Source organism: Stenotrophomonas rhizophila, assembly GCF_007667275.1.
Classification (GTDB): domain Bacteria; phylum Pseudomonadota; class Gammaproteobacteria; order Xanthomonadales; family Xanthomonadaceae; genus Stenotrophomonas; species Stenotrophomonas maltophilia_AE.
In genome coordinates this window covers 1-16996 of the sequence record NZ_VDQT01000004.1, presented here as the reverse complement: position 1 = coordinate 16996, position 16996 = coordinate 1, and the positions used below count along the sequence as shown (strand labels likewise).

At 69.3% G+C, this 16996-nt stretch carries 14 protein-coding genes; 8 read left to right on the top strand and 6 right to left on the bottom strand.

Annotated features, from left to right (window positions below; all coding sequences use genetic code 11):
• Positions 1 to 2: 2 nt before the first annotated feature.
• From FSZ13_RS13100 to FSZ13_RS13085, 4 genes are all read right to left on the bottom strand, one after another.
• Positions 3 to 1487 (bottom strand): efflux transporter outer membrane subunit, encoded by a 1485-nt coding sequence (locus FSZ13_RS13100; protein ID WP_145480411.1) that lies wholly within the window; start codon positions 1485 to 1487, stop codon positions 3 to 5.
• The gene (locus FSZ13_RS13095) at positions 1484 to 2392 is read right to left on the bottom strand and encodes an efflux RND transporter periplasmic adaptor subunit (protein ID WP_186308942.1); all 909 of its coding nucleotides are present in this window, start codon (positions 2390 to 2392) and stop codon (positions 1484 to 1486) included. Before FSZ13_RS13095 ends, FSZ13_RS13100 begins: the two co-directional genes overlap by 4 nt.
• Positions 2389 to 2598: a DUF1656 domain-containing protein gene (locus FSZ13_RS13090; RefSeq protein ID WP_019183984.1), complete on the bottom strand. Its 210-nt coding sequence runs from the start codon at positions 2596 to 2598 to the stop codon at positions 2389 to 2391. The genes FSZ13_RS13095 and FSZ13_RS13090 overlap by 4 nt, the downstream gene beginning before the upstream one ends.
• Before the next feature lie 83 nt (positions 2599 to 2681).
• On the bottom strand, positions 2682 to 3137 hold the full coding sequence (locus FSZ13_RS13085) for a MarR family winged helix-turn-helix transcriptional regulator (protein WP_145480407.1): 456 nt from the start codon (positions 3135 to 3137) through the stop codon (positions 2682 to 2684).
• Positions 3138 to 3293: 156 nt separating this feature from the next.
• Here FSZ13_RS13085 and folE point away from each other — a divergent pair, with 156 nt between their 5' ends.
• The 4 genes from folE to FSZ13_RS13065 all read left to right on the top strand — a co-directional run bounded on the left by folE (position 3294) and on the right by FSZ13_RS13065 (position 9539).
• On the top strand, positions 3294 to 3896 hold the full coding sequence (folE, locus tag FSZ13_RS13080; RefSeq protein ID WP_145480405.1) for a GTP cyclohydrolase I FolE: 603 nt from the start codon (positions 3294 to 3296) through the stop codon (positions 3894 to 3896).
• A gap of 94 nt (positions 3897 to 3990) precedes the next feature.
• A complete protein-coding gene (locus FSZ13_RS13075) occupies positions 3991 to 5460 on the top strand; it encodes a DUF3375 domain-containing protein (protein WP_145480402.1) in 1470 nt (489 codons plus the stop codon).
• Positions 5447 to 6148, top strand: a complete 702-nt coding sequence (locus FSZ13_RS13070) for a DUF4194 domain-containing protein (protein ID WP_145480400.1) — start codon at positions 5447 to 5449, stop codon at positions 6146 to 6148. The genes FSZ13_RS13075 and FSZ13_RS13070 overlap by 14 nt, the downstream gene beginning before the upstream one ends.
• 19 nt (positions 6149 to 6167) lie before the next feature.
• Positions 6168 to 9539 (top strand): ATP-binding protein, encoded by a 3372-nt coding sequence (locus FSZ13_RS13065; RefSeq protein WP_145480398.1) that lies wholly within the window; start codon positions 6168 to 6170, stop codon positions 9537 to 9539.
• Positions 9540 to 9544: 5 nt separating this feature from the next.
• Here the strand turns inward: FSZ13_RS13065 and FSZ13_RS13060 are convergent, their stop codons facing one another.
• Positions 9545 to 10321, bottom strand: coding sequence for a sulfite exporter TauE/SafE family protein (locus FSZ13_RS13060; RefSeq protein ID WP_145480396.1), 777 nt, complete (start codon positions 10319 to 10321; stop codon positions 9545 to 9547).
• Between the two features lie 136 nt (positions 10322 to 10457).
• Between FSZ13_RS13060 and FSZ13_RS13055 the strand changes: the two genes are divergently transcribed.
• The 4 genes from FSZ13_RS13055 to FSZ13_RS13040 all read left to right on the top strand — a co-directional run bounded on the left by FSZ13_RS13055 (position 10458) and on the right by FSZ13_RS13040 (position 15446).
• Positions 10458 to 10847 (top strand): YchJ family metal-binding protein, encoded by a 390-nt coding sequence (locus FSZ13_RS13055; RefSeq protein ID WP_145480394.1) that lies wholly within the window; start codon positions 10458 to 10460, stop codon positions 10845 to 10847.
• A gap of 105 nt (positions 10848 to 10952) precedes the next feature.
• Complete coding sequence (egtB, locus tag FSZ13_RS13050) at positions 10953 to 12242, top strand: ergothioneine biosynthesis protein EgtB (protein ID WP_145480392.1); 1290 nt, start codon at positions 10953 to 10955, stop codon at positions 12240 to 12242.
• The gene (gene egtD, locus FSZ13_RS13045) at positions 12239 to 13213 is read left to right on the top strand and encodes an L-histidine N(alpha)-methyltransferase (RefSeq protein WP_145480390.1); all 975 of its coding nucleotides are present in this window, start codon (positions 12239 to 12241) and stop codon (positions 13211 to 13213) included. The genes egtB and egtD overlap by 4 nt, the downstream gene beginning before the upstream one ends.
• Before the next feature lie 55 nt (positions 13214 to 13268).
• Positions 13269 to 15446: a lytic murein transglycosylase gene (locus FSZ13_RS13040; protein WP_145480388.1), complete on the top strand. Its 2178-nt coding sequence runs from the start codon at positions 13269 to 13271 to the stop codon at positions 15444 to 15446.
• Positions 15447 to 15500: 54 nt separating this feature from the next.
• Here FSZ13_RS13040 and FSZ13_RS13035 read toward each other — a convergent pair whose 3' ends face one another.
• A complete protein-coding gene (locus tag FSZ13_RS13035; RefSeq protein ID WP_145480386.1) occupies positions 15501 to 16688 on the bottom strand; it encodes a benzoate/H(+) symporter BenE family transporter in 1188 nt (395 codons plus the stop codon).
• Positions 16689 to 16996: the final 308 nt, after the last annotated feature.

The following is a 16996-nucleotide window of genomic DNA, read 5'->3' as shown; positions in this document are numbered from 1 at the left end:
GGTTATTCATGCCGACTGACGGTCGGCACTACCGTCGGTGCGGGCGCCTGTGCCACCGCGTCGGCGTTCCAGCCGCCGCCGAGGGCCAGGAACAGCTGGATCTGGTCGCGCGACACCTGCGCCTGCTGCTGCGCCAGGGTGGCATCGGCCGAGACCAGGGTGCGGTCAGCATCCAGGCTGGACAGGTACGGCGTGCGCCCACCCTGGTAGAGCCGGCGGTTCTGTTCGGCGGCCAGCGCAGCCTGGGCCTGCGCCTGTTGCAGCGCCTGCAGGCGCTGCAGGTCGTGCGCGTAGCGGCTGAGCGCGGTCTGGGTTTCGCGCAGCGCCTGCAGCACGCTGTGGTCGAACTCGGCCAGCGCCGCATCGGCGCCGGCCTCGGTCGCGTGGATGCGCGCGTGGGTGCCCGAGGAGGGGAGGGTCCAGGAAATCAGCGGGCCGATCGACCATTGCTGGGTCAACGGCTCGCCGAAGTCGGCCAGCAGGCCGGCCGCGCCGAGCGAGGCGCCCAGGCGGATGTCCGGATACAGTTCGGCGGTGGCCACGCCGATCCGTGCGGTGGCGGCGGCCAGCCTGCGCTCGGCCTGGCGGATGTCGGGGCGGCGCTGCAGCAGCGCGCGGCCGTCGCCCACCGGCAGCGGCTGGGACAGGGTCGGGGCCTGGTCGCAGGTGGCAACGCCACCGGGCAGCTGCCCGGGGGTACGACCGAGCAAGGCGGCCAGCTGGTAGCCGGACGCGTCGCGCTGTGCGCGCAGCGGCGGCAGCGCCGCCTCCAGCATCGCCACCTGCGCATTGGCGCGGGCCAGCTCGGGCGGCGTGCCGCGGCCGGCGTCGATCAGCCGCTGGGTCACCTCGCGGCTGCGCTGCTGCAGCTGCAGGGAATGTTCGGCCACGTGCAGCTCGTGGTTGGCATGGCAGATTTCCACGTAACTGCCGGCGACCTGGGCCACCAGCGAAACGCGCGCCAGGTCCATCGCCGCGGCCACGGCCTGCTCATCGGCACGCGCGGCCTCGGAGGCGCGCCTGAGCTTGCCGAACAGGTCGAACTGGTAGGAGACGGCGAACTTGCCGTCGGCCAGGTTGATCGGCGGCAGTTCGTGTTCGAGCAGGAACGACTCGGCCGACAGCTGCGCACGGCTCGCCCCGGCTTCGGCCTCGTACTCGAAGCCACCGGCGTCCAGCGCCTGCTCGTACACGGCGGCGGCGCGGCGCAGGTTGGCGTCGGCCACCTTCAGCTCAACGTTGTCGCGCAGCGCCTGCTCGACCAGCCCGTTGAGCGTGGCGTCCTGGTACAGCTCCCACCAGCGCGCCGGCAACTCGGCGCCGGGCGCCACCTGCGGGTTGGCGGTGTCGATGAAGGCGGCATTGGCGTCCGGGCGCTGGAAGGCCGCGTTGGCCGGCACCGCGTAGTCGGGACCGACCGTACGGCAGGCGGCCAGGCTGGTCAGCGCCAGCGCGAACGCGATGCGGTGCAGGGCCGGGTGCTTCACAGTGCCGCCCGGGCCGGTCGTGCCGGCGTCGCGGTGGCCGCATCCGGCTCGATGGTGACCGTGGCGGTGCGGCCGGCGATCAGGTTCACGCCGGTGGGCACGCGGTCGATGTGGATGCGCACCGGGATGCGCTGGGCCAGCCGCACCCAGTCGAAGGCCGGGGTCACGTTCGGCAGCAGGCTGGAGCCTTCGCTGCGGTACCGGTCCTCGATGCCGGCGGCGATGCTCTGCACATGGCCCTGCAGCGGCTGCGCCTCGCCCATCAGGCGGATGTCGACCTTCTGGCCGGCGTGCACGCCGCGCAGGCGGGTTTCCTCGAAGTAGCCATCCACCCGGAACGAGCCGGTATCCAGTACCGCCATCACCGGGCGGCCCGCAGTGACGTAGTCGCCGGTGCGCACGGTGCGGTCGTTGACGTGGCCGTCGCTGGGGCTGCGCACTTCGGTGCGGGCCAGGTTGAGCCGGGCCAGGTCCACCGCGGCCTGCGCGGTGGCGGCAGCGGCCTGCGCCGCCTGCAGTTTGGCGCGGCGCACTTCGGCGTCTTCGGCGGCGACCAGGTCGCGCAGGCTGCGATCGCGGGCGATCTCCCGGCGCAGCTGCTCCAGCGTCGCGCGGCGTTCGCCCAGCGTGGCCTGGGCCTGTTCCAGCGCGATCTGGTAGCGGGCGCGGTCCACCACGAACAGCACCTCGCCCTGCCTGACCGGCTGGTTGTCGGCCACCTTCACCGCTTCGACCAGTCCGGAGACGTCCGGCGCGACCTGGACGACGTCGGCGCTGACATGCGCGTCGCGGGTCCACGGCTCGTCCATGTAGTACGACCACAGGTGGCGCAGCACCAGCAGCGCGGCGATGACGGCGACCACGGTCAGGACGACCGGGAAGGTGTGCTTGAGGATCTTGTTCACGATTGCATCCAACGCATCAGGGAAAACAACCCGCCAAGCACGATCACGTACACGGCCAGGTTGAACAGGGCGGGGTGCCAGATGTGGCGGTAGGCGCCGGTGCGCTGCAGGACCACGCGCAGCCCGCTCTTGAGCAGGTACGCCAGCAGCATCAGCCCGAGCAGGGTCGGGACGAACACACCATAGAGACTGAATTCACCGTACATCGGGGCGGGGTTTCGCAGGGGAGGGCGGAAAGGGGTAATCCCGGCGCCGCAGGGCGGCACCGGGCCAGCAACGCGGCAGTGGCTTACGTCACCCGCTCGGACGCGTCGGCGAGCAGCTGCCACAGCTTCAGCACGGTGCGCAGCTCGTCGTTGCTCAACTGGCCGAACACGTCCTGGCGCAGGCCGATCAGCGCCGATTCGAGCTCGCTGACCAGGGCCTCACCCTTGTCGGTCAGCCACAGCAGGTTGGCGCGGCGGTCGCTGGCGTCGCATTCGCGGCGGACCAGGTCGCTGGCCGAGAGCTTGTCCAGCAGGCGCACCAGCGAAGGGCCTTCCATGCCCAGCAGCTGGGCCAGTGCGACCTGGCGGATACCGCCGCCCGCGCGGCCGATCAGCAGCAGCGGCATGGTGCAGGCGGCTGAAATGCCATAGCTGCCCAGCGCCTGGTCGGCCAGGCGTTGCCACTGCCGGCCCGAATGCAGCAGGCCGGAGCTGAGCTGCATCTGCAGCTGGGTACGTTCGTCGAGGGCGCGTTTCATGGAATAGATAGGATACTACTAATTTCCTTCCTATCAATACCCAGGCACAACCCCAGCCCAACGGATCCCGCCGGCACGGCGGGCATGCCGGGTGGCGCGGGACGCCCATGGGCTCTGTCGGGTACGATGCTCGCCCCCCTTCGGGTGCTGTATGTAATGAGCAGAAAAGACAACGACGCGACCCCGGTGACCCAGGCCGATGCCGAATCGGCAGTGCGCACGCTGCTGCGCTGGGCCGGTGAAGACCCCACCCGTGAAGGCCTGCTGGACACCCCGCGGCGCGTTGCCGAAGCCTATGGCGACTGGTTCAGCGGCTACCGCGACGACCCCCGCGCCTACATGGAACGCACCTTCGAGGAAGTGGCCGGCTATGACGAGCTGATCGTGCTGCGCGACATCGAGTACGAAAGCCATTGCGAACACCACATGGCGCCGATCATCGGCCGCGTCCACGTCGGCTACCTGCCGGCCGGCAAGGTGGTGGGCATCAGCAAGCTCGCCCGCGTGGTCGAGGCCTACGCCCGCCGCTTCCAGGTGCAGGAAAAAATGACCGCGCAGATCGCACAGTGCATCCAGGACGTGCTGCAGCCGATCGGCGTGGGCGTGGTGGTGGAAGGCGCGCACGAGTGCATGACCACCCGTGGCATCCACAAGCGTGGGGTCAGCATGGTCACCTCCAAGATGCTCGGCAGCTTCCGCGAAGACGCGCGTACGCGCGCCGAGTTCCTGCGCTTCATCGAAGTAGGCGGCAAGCGCTGAACCTGCCGCATGCCCGGTGCGTCGGCACCGGGCCGACCGCCTTCCTGCTGCGCGGCGCACGGCCGCGCGGTGTACTTCCGGATGTCCTGGCTGCATGAAGCACCGCGAACGCATCACCCGTTACCGCACCCTGCGCGACCAGCCCCAGTGGAAGCTGCTGGCCGCCGCCAATGCACCGGAAATCATCGGCCTGCTGCAGAGCCTGCTGATGGACGGCGAGCGCACCCTGGCCTCTGCGGTCCTGCACGACCGCCTGCAGCGCGCGCTGGACCAGCTCAACGGCGAGGAACTCTCGCGCGAGCTGCCGCGCACCGCCCAGGCCTACATCGCCCACTGGCTGGCCCAGGGCTGGCTGGAGCGACGCCTGCCCGAGGGCGCCCAGCAGGAGCAGTACGAACTCTCCACCCAGGCGCTGCAGGCGATCCGCTTCGCCGACAGCCTGGAGCAGACCCGCGTCGCCGCCACCGAGAGCCGCCTGGCGCTGGTGATCGAACAGCTGTCGCAGCTGGCCGCGCAGACCGAATCGGACCCGGACGCCCGGCTGTCGGCGCTGCGCGACGAGCGCGACCGCATCGACGCTGAGATCGCACGGGTCGGCACCGGCCGGGTCGTCGCCCTGGACGGCAAGCGCGCGCTGGAACGCGCGCGCCAGATCATCGGCCTGGCCGATGACCTCACCGAGGACTTCCGCCGGGTCCGTGACGACTTCGAGCGCCTCAACCGCGAATTCCGCGAACGCATCATCGACGACGAGAGCGAGCGCGGCGACGTGCTCTCGCGCCTGTTCGAAGGTGTCGACGTGATCGGCGACAGCGATGCCGGACGCAGCTTCCAGGCCTTCTGGCGGCTGCTCAACGACGCCGAACAGAGCGCCCAGCTCGACGCCGCGCTCGAAGCAGTGCTGGCGCGGGGTTTCGCGCGCAAGCTGGACCGCAACGAGCGTGCCTTCCTGCGCGGCTTCACCGGCACCATGCTCGAACGCGGCGGCCAGGTCCACGACGTGCTGCAGCACTTCGCGCGCAGCCTGCGCGGGTTCGTGCAGAGCCGGGGCTACCTGGAGCAGCGGCGGCTGACCCAGCTGCTCAAACAGGCGCAGTCCGAAGCACTGGCCCTGCGCGACGACTTCTCCGCCCAGCGCGCGATCGGCCGCGACCTGCAGTTGACCACCAGCCGCCTGCGTTCGTGGAGCCAGTGGAAGCTGCACGACCCGCGCAGCGCCCAGGTCGATGGCAGCGTGCAGCGCAACGACGCGGCCAGCATCAGCCTGGAAAGCGTCGGCGACCTGGTGGCGTCGTCGGAAATCGACTTCCGCAGCCTGCGCCGCGACCTGCACGAGCTGCTGGCGCTGCAGCCGAAACTGAGCATCGCCGAGGCCTTGTCGCAGCGCGAAGCGCCGCAGGGCCTGGGCAGCGTGATCGGCTACCTGTCGCTGGGCACCCGCCACGGCCAGGTGGTCGAGGGCGAACAGGAAACCGCGCATTGGCGTGGTGGCGATGGGCAATGGCGGCGCGCCCGCATTCCGCTGGTTTGGTTCACCCAGGAGAAACGCCATGAGCTGGCATGAAGATACCCACGACGCCGCACCGGTGGATGGCGCCGTCGACGAGCTGGACGCCGAGCCGGTGGTGGTGACCCCGATGCCGCGCCGCAACAGCGACGTGTTCTACATGGGCGACACCGGCCGCCTGCCGCTGGATGCGCGCCGCGCGCTGTGCCAGCTGCTGATCGGGCCCAGCATCGACCAGCTGCGCCATGCCAAGCTGTGGCCGGCGCTGATCCGCAGCGAAACCGCGATCCGTTCGGCGCTGGCCGACCTGTTCCTGGAGCTGGTCCTGGACCGCGACAGCGGCGTGGCCTTCACCCGCCAGGCCGACACCGAAGACATCGAGGCACCGGTGCTGCTGCGCAGCTCGCCGTTGACCTTCATCGACTCGGTGCTGCTGCTGTACCTGCGCCAGCAGCTTGCCGAGGCCGATGCGCGCGGCAACCGCGCCGTGGTCGCCGACAACGAGATGGCCGAAGCCCTGGCGATCTATGAGAAGAACCTCTCCACCGACCGCGCCGGCTTCAACCGCCGCGTCGCCGCCGCGGTGCAGAAGATGAAGGAAAACCACATCCTGACCCGCCTGGCGGGCCAGGAGGACCGGCACGAAGTGTCGCCGGCCTTGAAGCTGCTGTTCTCCGCCGAGGATGTTTCGGCGCTGTCGGCGGTCTACCGCCAGCTGCGCGAAACCCCGGCTGCCAACGCCTGAACGGAACGACCGATACCGCATGGCCATTTCCAAGCAAACCCCCGCCCTGTTCACCGACGGGCTGCCGGACCCACGGTTGCAGCAGTTCCGCATGCGCCGCCTGCAGGTCCACAACTGGGGCACGTTCAACGGCCTGACCGAAGTGCCGATCGCCGAGCGCGGCTTCCTGTTCGTGGGCCGCTCGGGCTCGGGCAAGTCGACCCTGCTCGACGCCATGTCGGCCATGCTGGTGCCGCCGTCGATCGTCGACTTCAACGCCGCCGCGCGTGAAGCCGAACGCAGCGGGCGCGACCGCAACCTGGTGTCCTACGTGCGCGGCGCCTGGGCCGACCAGCAGGACCGGGGCACCGGCGAAATCGCCACCCAGTACCTGCGCAAGGGCGCCACCTGGACCGCCGTGGTGCTGGAGTACCGCGCCGGCGATGGCCGCGTGGTCAGCCTGGTGCGGTTGTTCTGGATCGCCGGCAATGGCGCCGCTGCAGCCGACGTGCGCAAGCATTACCTGATCGCCGAGCGCCCGTTCGACATCGCCAGGGACCTAGGCGGCTTCGACCTGGACCTGCGCAGGCTCAAGCAGCGGCTCGCCGACGTCCACCACTTCGACAGCTTCACCGGCTATGCCGAACGCTTCCGCCACCTGCTCGGCATCGACAACGAGATGGCGCTGCGCCTGCTGCACAAGACGCAGTCGGCCAAGAACCTGGGCGACCTCAACGTCTTCCTGCGCGACTTCATGCTGGACACGCCGAAGACCTTCGACGCCGCCGAGCGCCTGGTCAGCGACTTCGCCGAACTCGACGGTGCGCATACCTCGGTGGTCACCGCCCGGCGCCAGGTAGAAACCCTGCTGCCGGCGCGTGCGCTGCACGCCGAACTGAAGGCGATGAACCTGCAGCGCGCCGACGAGGAAACGCTCAAGCTCGGACTGGACAGCTTCCGTGAGTCGCGCCTGCAACGGCTGCTGGAAAAGCGCCTGCAGGACATCGACATCCAGCACCGTGGCCTGCAGGGTGAAGAGACCCAGCGTCGCCAGGCGCTGGCCAACCACGAAGAGCACCTGGCCGAACTGGAACTGCAGCGTCGGCAGCAGGGTGGCGAACGCATCGAAGAGCTGGAGCGCGAGCAGGGCCGCGCGCAGGCCGAACGCGACCGCCGCCAGGCCAAGCGCGACCAGGCTGGCCAGGCCGCAGCGAAGCTGCAGGAAACCGTGCCTGACGACGCCCACGGCTTTGCCCAGCTGATCAGCCGCGCCCAGCATGAACTGGATAACCGCCAGCAGGCCGCCGCCGCGCTGGATGACGCCATCACCGAGCGCCAGGCGGGCAAGCAGGACGATGCGCGCCGCTTCACCGAGGTCCGCGCCGAACTCGAGGCGATGGAGCGCACGCCTTCCAGCATCCCCGCGCCGCTGCAGAAGCTGCGCAGCCGGCTGGCCGAGGAGACCGGCGTGCCCGAAGCGGCGCTGCCGTTCGTCGGCGAGCTGGTCCAGGTCCGCCCGGAGGAGGGCGCCTGGCAGGGCGCGATCGAGCGCGTGCTGTTCGGCTTCGCGCAGTCGCTGCTGGTGGAAGACAGGCACTACGACGAGGTCAATGCATGGGTGAACCGCACCCAGCTCGGCATGCGCCTGACCTACTACCGCGTCCGTCGCAACGACGATGCCATGGCCCGCTCGCCGTCGGCGCGCTCGCTGCTGCACAAGCTGGAACTGCGCGACAGCGTGTTCGAACCGTGGCTGCGCCGCGAGCTGGGCAAGCGTTACGACTATGAGTGCGTGGACGCCCGGCAGCTGCGCGACGTCGATCGCGGCATCTCGCGCGAAGGCCAGGTCAAGCACCCCGGCGACCGTTTCGAGAAGGACGACCGCAACGCCATCGGCGACAAGCGCCGCTGGCTGCTCGGCTTCAACAACCAGGACAAGCTGGCGCTGTTCCGCCGCGAGGCGCAGGAACTGGCGCAGCGCATCGCCGAGTGCGACCAGGACGTAGCCCGGCTGCGCGGCCAGCGCGACCTCGACAACGATCGTCGCCTGGCCTGCCACCAGCTGGTGAACTACGTCTGGGAAGAAGTGGATGTCGGCACCGCGAGCCAGCGCCTGCAGGACATCGCATCGGCGCTGCACCAGCTGAAGGAAGGCAACGCCGACCTGGCCCGCCTGGCCCAGCAGATCGACCACGCGCGTGGCGACATCGCGCAGTCGCGGCGCACCTATGAAGACACCCGGGTCGAACTGGCCCAGCTCTCGCGCGAGCGCGACAAGCTCGAGGCCCAGCGCCAGCGCAGCCGCGCGCTGGTACTGCCCGCGCTCGGCGCCACCCAGGAGGCAGGGCTGCAGAAGCGCCTGGACACCCTGGGCGGGCTCAGCCTGGAAACGCTGGAAGCGCACATGCGCGAGATCAGCAAGGGCATCAACGAAAGCCTGGCCGCCTCGCAGCAGGACGTGCACCGCGTCGAATCGCAGCTGGTGGCCTGCTTCCGTCGCTTCGCCCAGGCCTGGCCGGAGGAGTCGGGAGACTTCACCGCCTCGGTGGCCTCGGCCGATGATTACCTTGCGCGCCTGGAACGCCTCGAGCGCGATGGCCTGCCGCAGCACGAGGAGCGGTTCTTCGACCTGCTGCAGAACCAGAGCAAGAACAACCTGCTGGCGCTGCAGCGGCACAGCGCCGAGGCACGCAAGTCGATCGGCCAGCGCCTGGACGAGGTCAATGCTTCGCTGGAACAGGTGCCCTTCAACCGCGGCACCCTGCTGACCATCGAGCTCAGCGACCGGCGCCTGCCCGAAGTGCTGGAGTTCCACCTGCAGCTGCGCGACGTGCTCGCCCAGCACCAGACCGAAGAACGCCACGTCGCCGAAGCCCAGTTCGCGGTACTGCGCGAACTGGTCAAGCGCCTCGGTTCACAGGAAGGCGAGGACAAGCGCTGGCGCGAGAACGTGCTCGACGTGCGCCTGCATGTGGAGTTCATCGGCGTCGAACTGGACGCGGCCACCCGCCAGCAGGTCGAGATCTACCGCAGTGGCGCCGGCAAGTCCGGTGGCCAGCGGCAGAAGCTGGCCACCACCTGCCTGGCCGCCGCGCTGCGTTACCAGCTGGGCGGCGCCGACAGCCAGCTGCCCAGCTACGCCGCCGTCGTGCTGGACGAAGCCTTCGACAAGGCCGACAACGAGTTCACCGCGCTGGCGATGAACATCTTCGAGAACTTCGGCTTCCAGATGGTGGTCGCCACCCCGCTGAAGTCGGTGATGACGCTGGAGCCGTTCATCGGCGGCGCCTGCTTCGTCGAAATCAGCGGCCGCCACGACTCCGGCGTGCTGTTGATCGAGTACGACGAAGAAGGCAAGCGGCTCAAGCTTCCCGAGCGCACCCGCACTGCGGCCGGGCAGGTCGAGGACTGACCTGCCTAGCCGGCGAACGTGTCCCAGCCCATCCGGGCGATCAGCACCACCACCAGGCCCACGAACAGCTTGCGGATGAACGGCGTGCCGCCGCGCAGCGCCAGCCGGGTCCCGACCACCGAACCGATGATGTTGGCGGTGGCCATGGGGATGGCGAACAGCCACAGGATGTTGCCGGTCGGCACGAAGAACGAGATCGCGGCCACGTTGGTGGCCAGGTTGACCACCTTCGAGGCGGCCGAGGCGCGCAGGAAATCCAGCCCGAAGAAGCGCACGAACAGGAAGATCAGGAAGCTGCCGGTGCCTGGCCCGAAGAAGCCGTCGTAGAAGCCGATAACCGCGCCGATCGCCAGCGCCGTTGCAAGCTCTTTACGGCCGATTTCGCGCGGCCGGTGCAGGGCGCCGAAATCCTTCTTCCACAGTGTGTAGCCCAGCATCGCCACCAGCAGCACCAGCACCAGTGGCCGTACCGCGTCCTTGGGCAGCAGGCTGACCGCCGTGGCCCCGGCGAACGAGAACACGAAGGCCGTGGCCGCCGCGAACAGCACCGGTCGCCACGGGAAGCGCACGTTGCGCGCGTAACGGAAGGCGGCCGCCGCGGTGCCGAACATCGAACTGAACTTGTTGGTGCCGAACAGCATCGCCGGGGTCTGCTGGGGCAACACGGTGAACAGTCCGGGCAACTGCACCAGCCCGCCGCCACCGACCGCAGCGTCGACCAGCCCGGCGATGAAGGCGATCGCCACCAACCACAGCAACTCAGGGGGAACCAGCTCGAACACGGCGGCGCATCACGGCGGAAAGCGCGCCAGCATACGCCTCGGGGCAACGCCGGGCCACGCCCTCCCGACCATCGCGCGAACCCCGGTAGCGCCGACCGTGGGTCGGCTGCCCTCCGTTCCGCGGTCATAATGCCCCATGGCCATCCCCGACCCCTGCCCCTGCGGACGCCCGCAGCCCTATGCCGCGTGTTGCCGCCGCTACCATGCCGGCGCCGCCGCGCCCGACGCCGAAGCCCTGATGCGCTCGCGTTACAGCGCCTACGTGCACCTGCTGCCCGACTACCTGCTGGCCACGTGGCACCCGGATACCCGCCCCGAGGCCCTGTCGCTGGACGAGCCCGCCGGCCAACGCACGCGTTGGCTGGGGCTGACCGTGCATGAGCACACGCAGTCGGACGCCGGACATGCCCAGGTCCGCTTCACCGCGCGCTACCGGATCGGCGGCGGCAGTGCAGTGAAGATGCAGGAACACAGCCGCTTCGTGCGCCACGACGGGCGCTGGTTCTATCTGGACGCGCTGCCCTGACAGCACGCAGCCACGCGGCCTCTGCCTATTCAACTTCGGTCGCGTAACACGATGTGCGCCGGGCCGTGACGTCGCGCTCACCCGCGCTCCGTGATCCTTCCTGCGATGAACGCCGTCGCTGCCCCGTCCCGAACCGCTGCCGCCGCTACCGCGCTGGCAGCCCGCTACGCCAAGGTGCGTGCCCGCAGCGTGGCGCTGGCCGCGCCGCTCAGTGCCGAAGATGCCATGGTGCAGAGCATGCCCGATGCCAGCCCCACCAAGTGGCACCTGGCGCACACCACCTGGTTCTTCGAGCGCTTCGTGCTGGCATCGCTGCCGGCATACGCGCCGTTCGACGCAGACTGGCATTACCTGTTCAACAGCTATTACCAGAGCATCGGCCCGGCGCATGCGCGGCCGCAACGGGGACTGCTGTCGCGCCCTTCGCTGGACGAGGTGCTGCAGTTCCGCAGCGTGGTCGACCAGCGCGTGATCGCCGCGCTGCAGGCCGACACCCTGGATGAGCAGGCGCGACGCCAGTTGCTGCTGGGGCTGCACCACGAACAGCAGCACCAGGAGCTGCTGCTCACCGACATTAAGCACGCGCTGTGGAGCAATCCGCTGCAACCGGCCTACCGCGACGATCTGGCCCACCCGGGCGGCAGCGCATCGCCGCTGACCTGGATCGCCCGTGCCGAGCAGATCATCGAGATCGGCGCGCCCGCCTGGCCCGCCCATCCCGATTTCGCCTATGACAACGAATCGCCGGTGCATCGCGTGCTGGTCCCGGCGCACGCGCTGGCCAGCCGCCCGGTCAGCAACGCCGAGTTCCGCCAGTTCGTCGAGGCCGGCGGCTACCGTGAACCGGGCCACTGGATGAGCGAGGGCTGGACCCTGTGCCAGCAGGAGCACTGGCAGCACCCGCTGTACTGGAACGAGGCGCTCGACCGCGAGTTCGCGCTGGCCGGCTGGCGCCCGCTCGACCCGGATGCCCCGGTCTGCCACCTCAGCTACTTCGAGGCCGACGCCTATGCGCGCTGGGCTGGTGCTCGGCTACCGACCGAATTCGAGTGGGAAGCGGCAGCGCGTGGTACGCCACTGGCGGGCAACTTTGCCGACAACGACGCCCTGCACCCGGCCGCGCCGCGCGAGGATGCCGCCCCCGGACACCCGTCGCAGCTGTTCGGCGATGTCTGGGAATGGACCAGCAGCGCCTACGGCGCCTATCCCGGCTTCCGCACGTTCGAGGGCAACCTCGGCGAATACAACGGCAAGTTCATGTGCGGCCAGTGGGTGCTGCGCGGTGGCAGCTGCGCCACCCCGGCTGACCACATCCGTCCCAGCTACCGTAATTTCTTCGCACCGTCGGCGCGCTGGCAGTTCGCCGGCCTGCGCCTGGCCAAGGATGCCGCATGAGTACCGTGAGTGATGCCCTGGATGCGTTGACCGACCTGCAGCCCGATCGCGCGCGGATCACCGCCGACATCCTGCATGGCCTGTCGCAGCATCCGCGCCAGTTGCCGTCCAAGTATTTCTACGATGCGCGTGGCTCGCAGCTGTTCGAACAGATCACCCGCCAGCCCGAGTACTACCCCACGCGCACCGAACTGCGCCTGCTGCAGCAGGTCTCGAGCGAGATCGCGCGCGCCGTCGGTGCGCGCCTGCACGTGGTCGAACTGGGCAGTGGCAGTGGCCGCAAGACCGAACTGCTGCTGCACGCGCTGCCCGATCCGGTCGCCTACACCCCGATCGAGATCTCGCGCGCGGCCCTGCTCGACAGCGTGGCCCGGCTCGCCGAAGCGTTGCCGGAGATCGAGATGCTGCCGGTCTGCGCCGACTTCACCCGCCCCGTCGAGCTGCCCGAGCCGCAGCGCGAGCCGGCGCGGCGGTTGCTGTTCTTCCCCGGCTCCACGCTGGGCAACTTCGCCCACGACGACGCGGTGGCGCTGCTGGATGCCATGCGCCAGACCATGGGCGGCAATGGCATGGCGTTGATCGGCATCGACCTGCACAAGGACCCGGCACTGATCGAGGCAGCCTACAACGATGCTGCCGGGGTCACCGCCGCGTTCACCCTCAACCTGCTGCAACGCCTCAACCGCGAAATCGGCAGTGATTTCGATCTCGATGGCTTCGAGCACCGGGCCCGTTACAGCGTGCCGCGCCTGCGCATCGAAACCGAACTGGTCAGCCGTCGCGCCCAGCAGGTCCACGTCGATGGACGCCGCTTTGATTTCGCCGAAGGTGAAGCCATGACTGTCGAGTACAGCCACAAGTACACCGAGGCGAGCTTCGCCGCGCTCATCGCCGAAGCCGGCCTGAAGGTGCGCATGCAATGGGATGCGACCGATCCCGCATTCGGCCTGCGCCTGCTGCAACGGGCCTGAACCGCGCGGCTTGCCGCTATGATGCAGGTCCACTTGGCTGCAAGGATCACCGCCAATGAGGCCATTCACAGGCAGTCTGCTGGGCGCGCTCTGGCTGGCCAGCGGCCCGGTCGTCGCCGCGCCGCAGGATGACTTCGATCGCTGCCTGGCCACCCTGCAGCCGCAGGCGCTGAAACAGGGCGTCAGTGCGGCCGGGTTCACCCGGCTCACCGCTGGCCTCACCCCGGACCTGAGCGTGCTGCCGCTGCTGGATGCGCAGCCGGAGTTCACCACCCCGCTGTGGGATTACCTGGCCGCACTGGTCGACACCCAGCGGGTCGACGATGGTCGGGCACGCCTGCTGCAGCACCGTGACCTGCTGGCGACCGTCTCGGCCCAGTACGGCGTCGATCCGGCCACCATCGTGGCGGTATGGGGCGTGGAGAGCGATTACGGCCGCGTGTTCGGCAAGCGCCCGCTGCTGCAGTCGCTGGCCACCCTGTCCTGCAATGGCCGCCGCCAGCCGTTCTTCCGCGGCGAGCTGCTGGCACTGCTCAAGCTGCTGGATGCCGGCGATCTGAGCGCCGACGGCCTGACCGGTTCCTGGGCCGGCGCCTTCGGGCATACCCAGTTCATGCCCTCCACCTACGCGCGCATCGCCGTGGACGGCGACGGCGATGGCCGCCGCGACCTGGTCGCCAGCATCCCCGACGCGCTGGCGTCCACCGCCAACTACCTCAAGCAGGCCGGCTGGCGCACCGGCCAGCCGTGGGGCATCGAGGTAAAGATTCCCGCAGGCTTCAATGCTAGCCAGGCCGGCCGCACCAACCGCAAGCCGTTGTCGGCCTGGCGCGCGCAGGGCATCGTCCCGATCGCCGGCGGCGCGCTCGCCCCTGCCGGGCTGCCCGACGACGCCAATGCGGCGCTGTTGCTGCCTACCGGGGCCAACGGCCCGGCCTGGCTGGTGTTCCGCAACTACGACGCGATCTACGCCTACAACGCCGCCGAGAGCTATGCGCTGGCCATCGCCACCCTGGCCGACCGCCTGCGCGGTGGCCCCGGCATCGTGGCGGCCTGGCCCACCGACGACCCCGGCATCGGCCGCACCGAGCGGCGCGAGCTGCAGACCCTGCTGCTCGGACGCGGGCACGACATCGGCGCCGCCGACGGCATGGTCGGCACGGCCACCCGGCGCGCCATCCAGGTCGAACAGCAGGCGCTGGGCTGGCCCGACCCCGATGGCCTTGCCGGCCAACGCATCCTGACCGCGCTGCGCAGCGCGCCCCCTCTCCCCAAGACAACCACTGCCATGCCCGACAGCACCGTGTTCTCCCTGCCGCCCAACCATGCCCGCCTGGTGCAGTCACCGGCCGCGCCCAGCGCCGCGCTGCCGAAGCTGGAAGGGCTGAGCATCGTCGACATCCAGGGCTTCCCGGCCTGGAAGGTGGAAACCCCGCTGGCCACCGCCGCGATCTCGGTATTCGGCGGCCAGCTGTTGTCCTTCACTCCCAAGGGCGGGCAGGACGTGCTGTGGCTGTCGCCCACCGCGCAGGCGCTGCCCACCCCGATCCGCGGCGGCAGCCCGGTGTGCTGGCCGTACTTCGGCAAGCAGGGGCAGGGCAGTGACGTGCCGTCGCATGGCTTCGTACGCAACGTGCCGTGGACCCTGCAGAGCGCCCAGCGCGACGCCGACGGCAGCGTCGTGCTGACCCTGACCCCGCCGGTGCTGGAGAACCTCGACCTGCGCCTGAGCATGCAGCTGCGCATCGGCCGCACGCTCGATCAGCGCCTGGTCACCGAAAACGTGGGCACGCAACCAGTGACCTTCACCCAGGCCCTGCACAACTATTTCCGGGTCAGTGACGCGATGCAGGTCAGCGTGTCCGGCCTGGACGGCCTGACCTACCTGGACAAGTTCGAGAACTACGCCACCCCGCGTACCCAGCAGGGCGACTGGTCGCTCAACGACCCGCGCGACCCCGGCCGCAGCGACCGCATCTACACGCAGGCGGGTGGCCGTTACCTGCTGAAGGATCCGGGGCTGAAGCGCAGCATCGAGATCACCACCCAGGGCAGCCGCTCGCTGGTCGCCTGGAATCCGGGTGAAGCCGGCGCCGCGAAGATGGCCGACGTCGGGGCAGGCTGGCGCAACTACGTCTGCCTGGAAGCGGCCAACGCCGGCCCGGACGTCATCACCCTGGCCCCCGGTGCACGCCACGTCCTCCAGCAGACCCTGGCAACCAGGCCCCTGTAACCACCGCGCCCGTAACGTAGCGCCGGGCTCTGCCCGGCTCCCAGTAGCCCGACATCACCCATCACCCCGTGGCCGCAATGCCACCAGACAGATCCCGCCAGCCACCAGCCCCCAGAACGCCGACCCGATCCCGCCCAGCGACAGCCCCGAGGCCGTCACCAGGAAGGTGACCAGCGCCGCCTCGCGGTCGGTTTCCTCACGCAGCGCCATCGCCAGGCTGTTGGCAATGGTGCCGAACAGCGCGATGCCGGCCACGCAGGCCACCAGTTCCTTCGGAAAGGCAGCGAACACCGCTGCCACCGTGGCACCGAACAGACCCACCACGATGTAGAAGGCACCAGCAGCCACGGCTGCGGTGTAGCGCCGGGCCGGATCCTCATGCGCCTCGCGCCCCATGCAGATGGCCGCGGTGATCGCGGCCAGGTTGAGCCCATAGGCACCGAAGGGCGCCAATACCGTATTGACCACGCCGATCCAGCCGATCACCGGGGAGATGGGGGTGTCGTATCCCGAGGCACGGATCACCGCTACGCCGGGAATGTTCTGCGAGGCCATGGTGACCACGAAAAGGGGCAGGGCGATGCCGAACACCGCCGGCCATGACAGGGTGGGCCAGGTGAACACCGGCACGGCCAGTTCCAACCGCAGCTGTTCGGCATGCAGCAGGCCCTGCGCGGCGGCAACGCCCACGCCCACCAGCAGGGTGGCGATCACCGCGTAGCGGGGGAACAGCCGGCGCCCCACCAGCCAGGTGGCGAACATCGCCAGCGCCATGCCCAGCTGCGTACCCATCGAGACGAACACATCCAGCCCGAAGCGCAGCAGGACGCCGGCCAGCATGCCGGCGGCCAGCGCCATCGGCACACGGCGCATCACCTTGGCGAACAACCCGGAGAAGCCGGCCAGCACGCCCAGCACCGCGGCCAGTACGAATGCGCCGATGGCATCGCTGTAGGCCACCGCGCCGGTCCCCACCACCAGCATCGCCGCGCCCGGGGTCGACCATGCCGTCACCACCGGCACGCGGTAGCGCAGCGACAGCCCGATACAGGTCACGCCCATGCCCAGGCCCAACGCCCACATCCAGGATGCGATCTGCGCCTGTGTCGCCCCGACCGCCCGTGCCGCCTGGAACACGATCACCGCGGAACTGGCGAAGCCGACCAGCACGGTAATGAAGCCGGCGACCACGGAGGGCAATGAGAGATCGCGCAACAACGAACGCTTGGCAACCGCAGGCATGACGCATGCTTCCCTGACCACAAGAAGCTGCATTGTTGGCAGCCCTGCGCAGCGCGCGCAACGCGCGGGCTGCGCATCGCCGTTGGCGCAGTGCCCACCCACGGCCGGTACCGACCGTTGCTCGGTACGATTTGAAAAAAAGCGCTTGACGAATTTCGAGAAGTCTTTAGTATTCGCTCCCTCGCTGCGACGCGGTCTTCACCCCGGTGAACACCAAGCCAAAGCGGCGGCAACATCCTTCAAACGAAGGTGTTGACGGAAACGAAAAGCCTGACATAATAGGCGGCTCGCTTCGACGAAAAGACCTC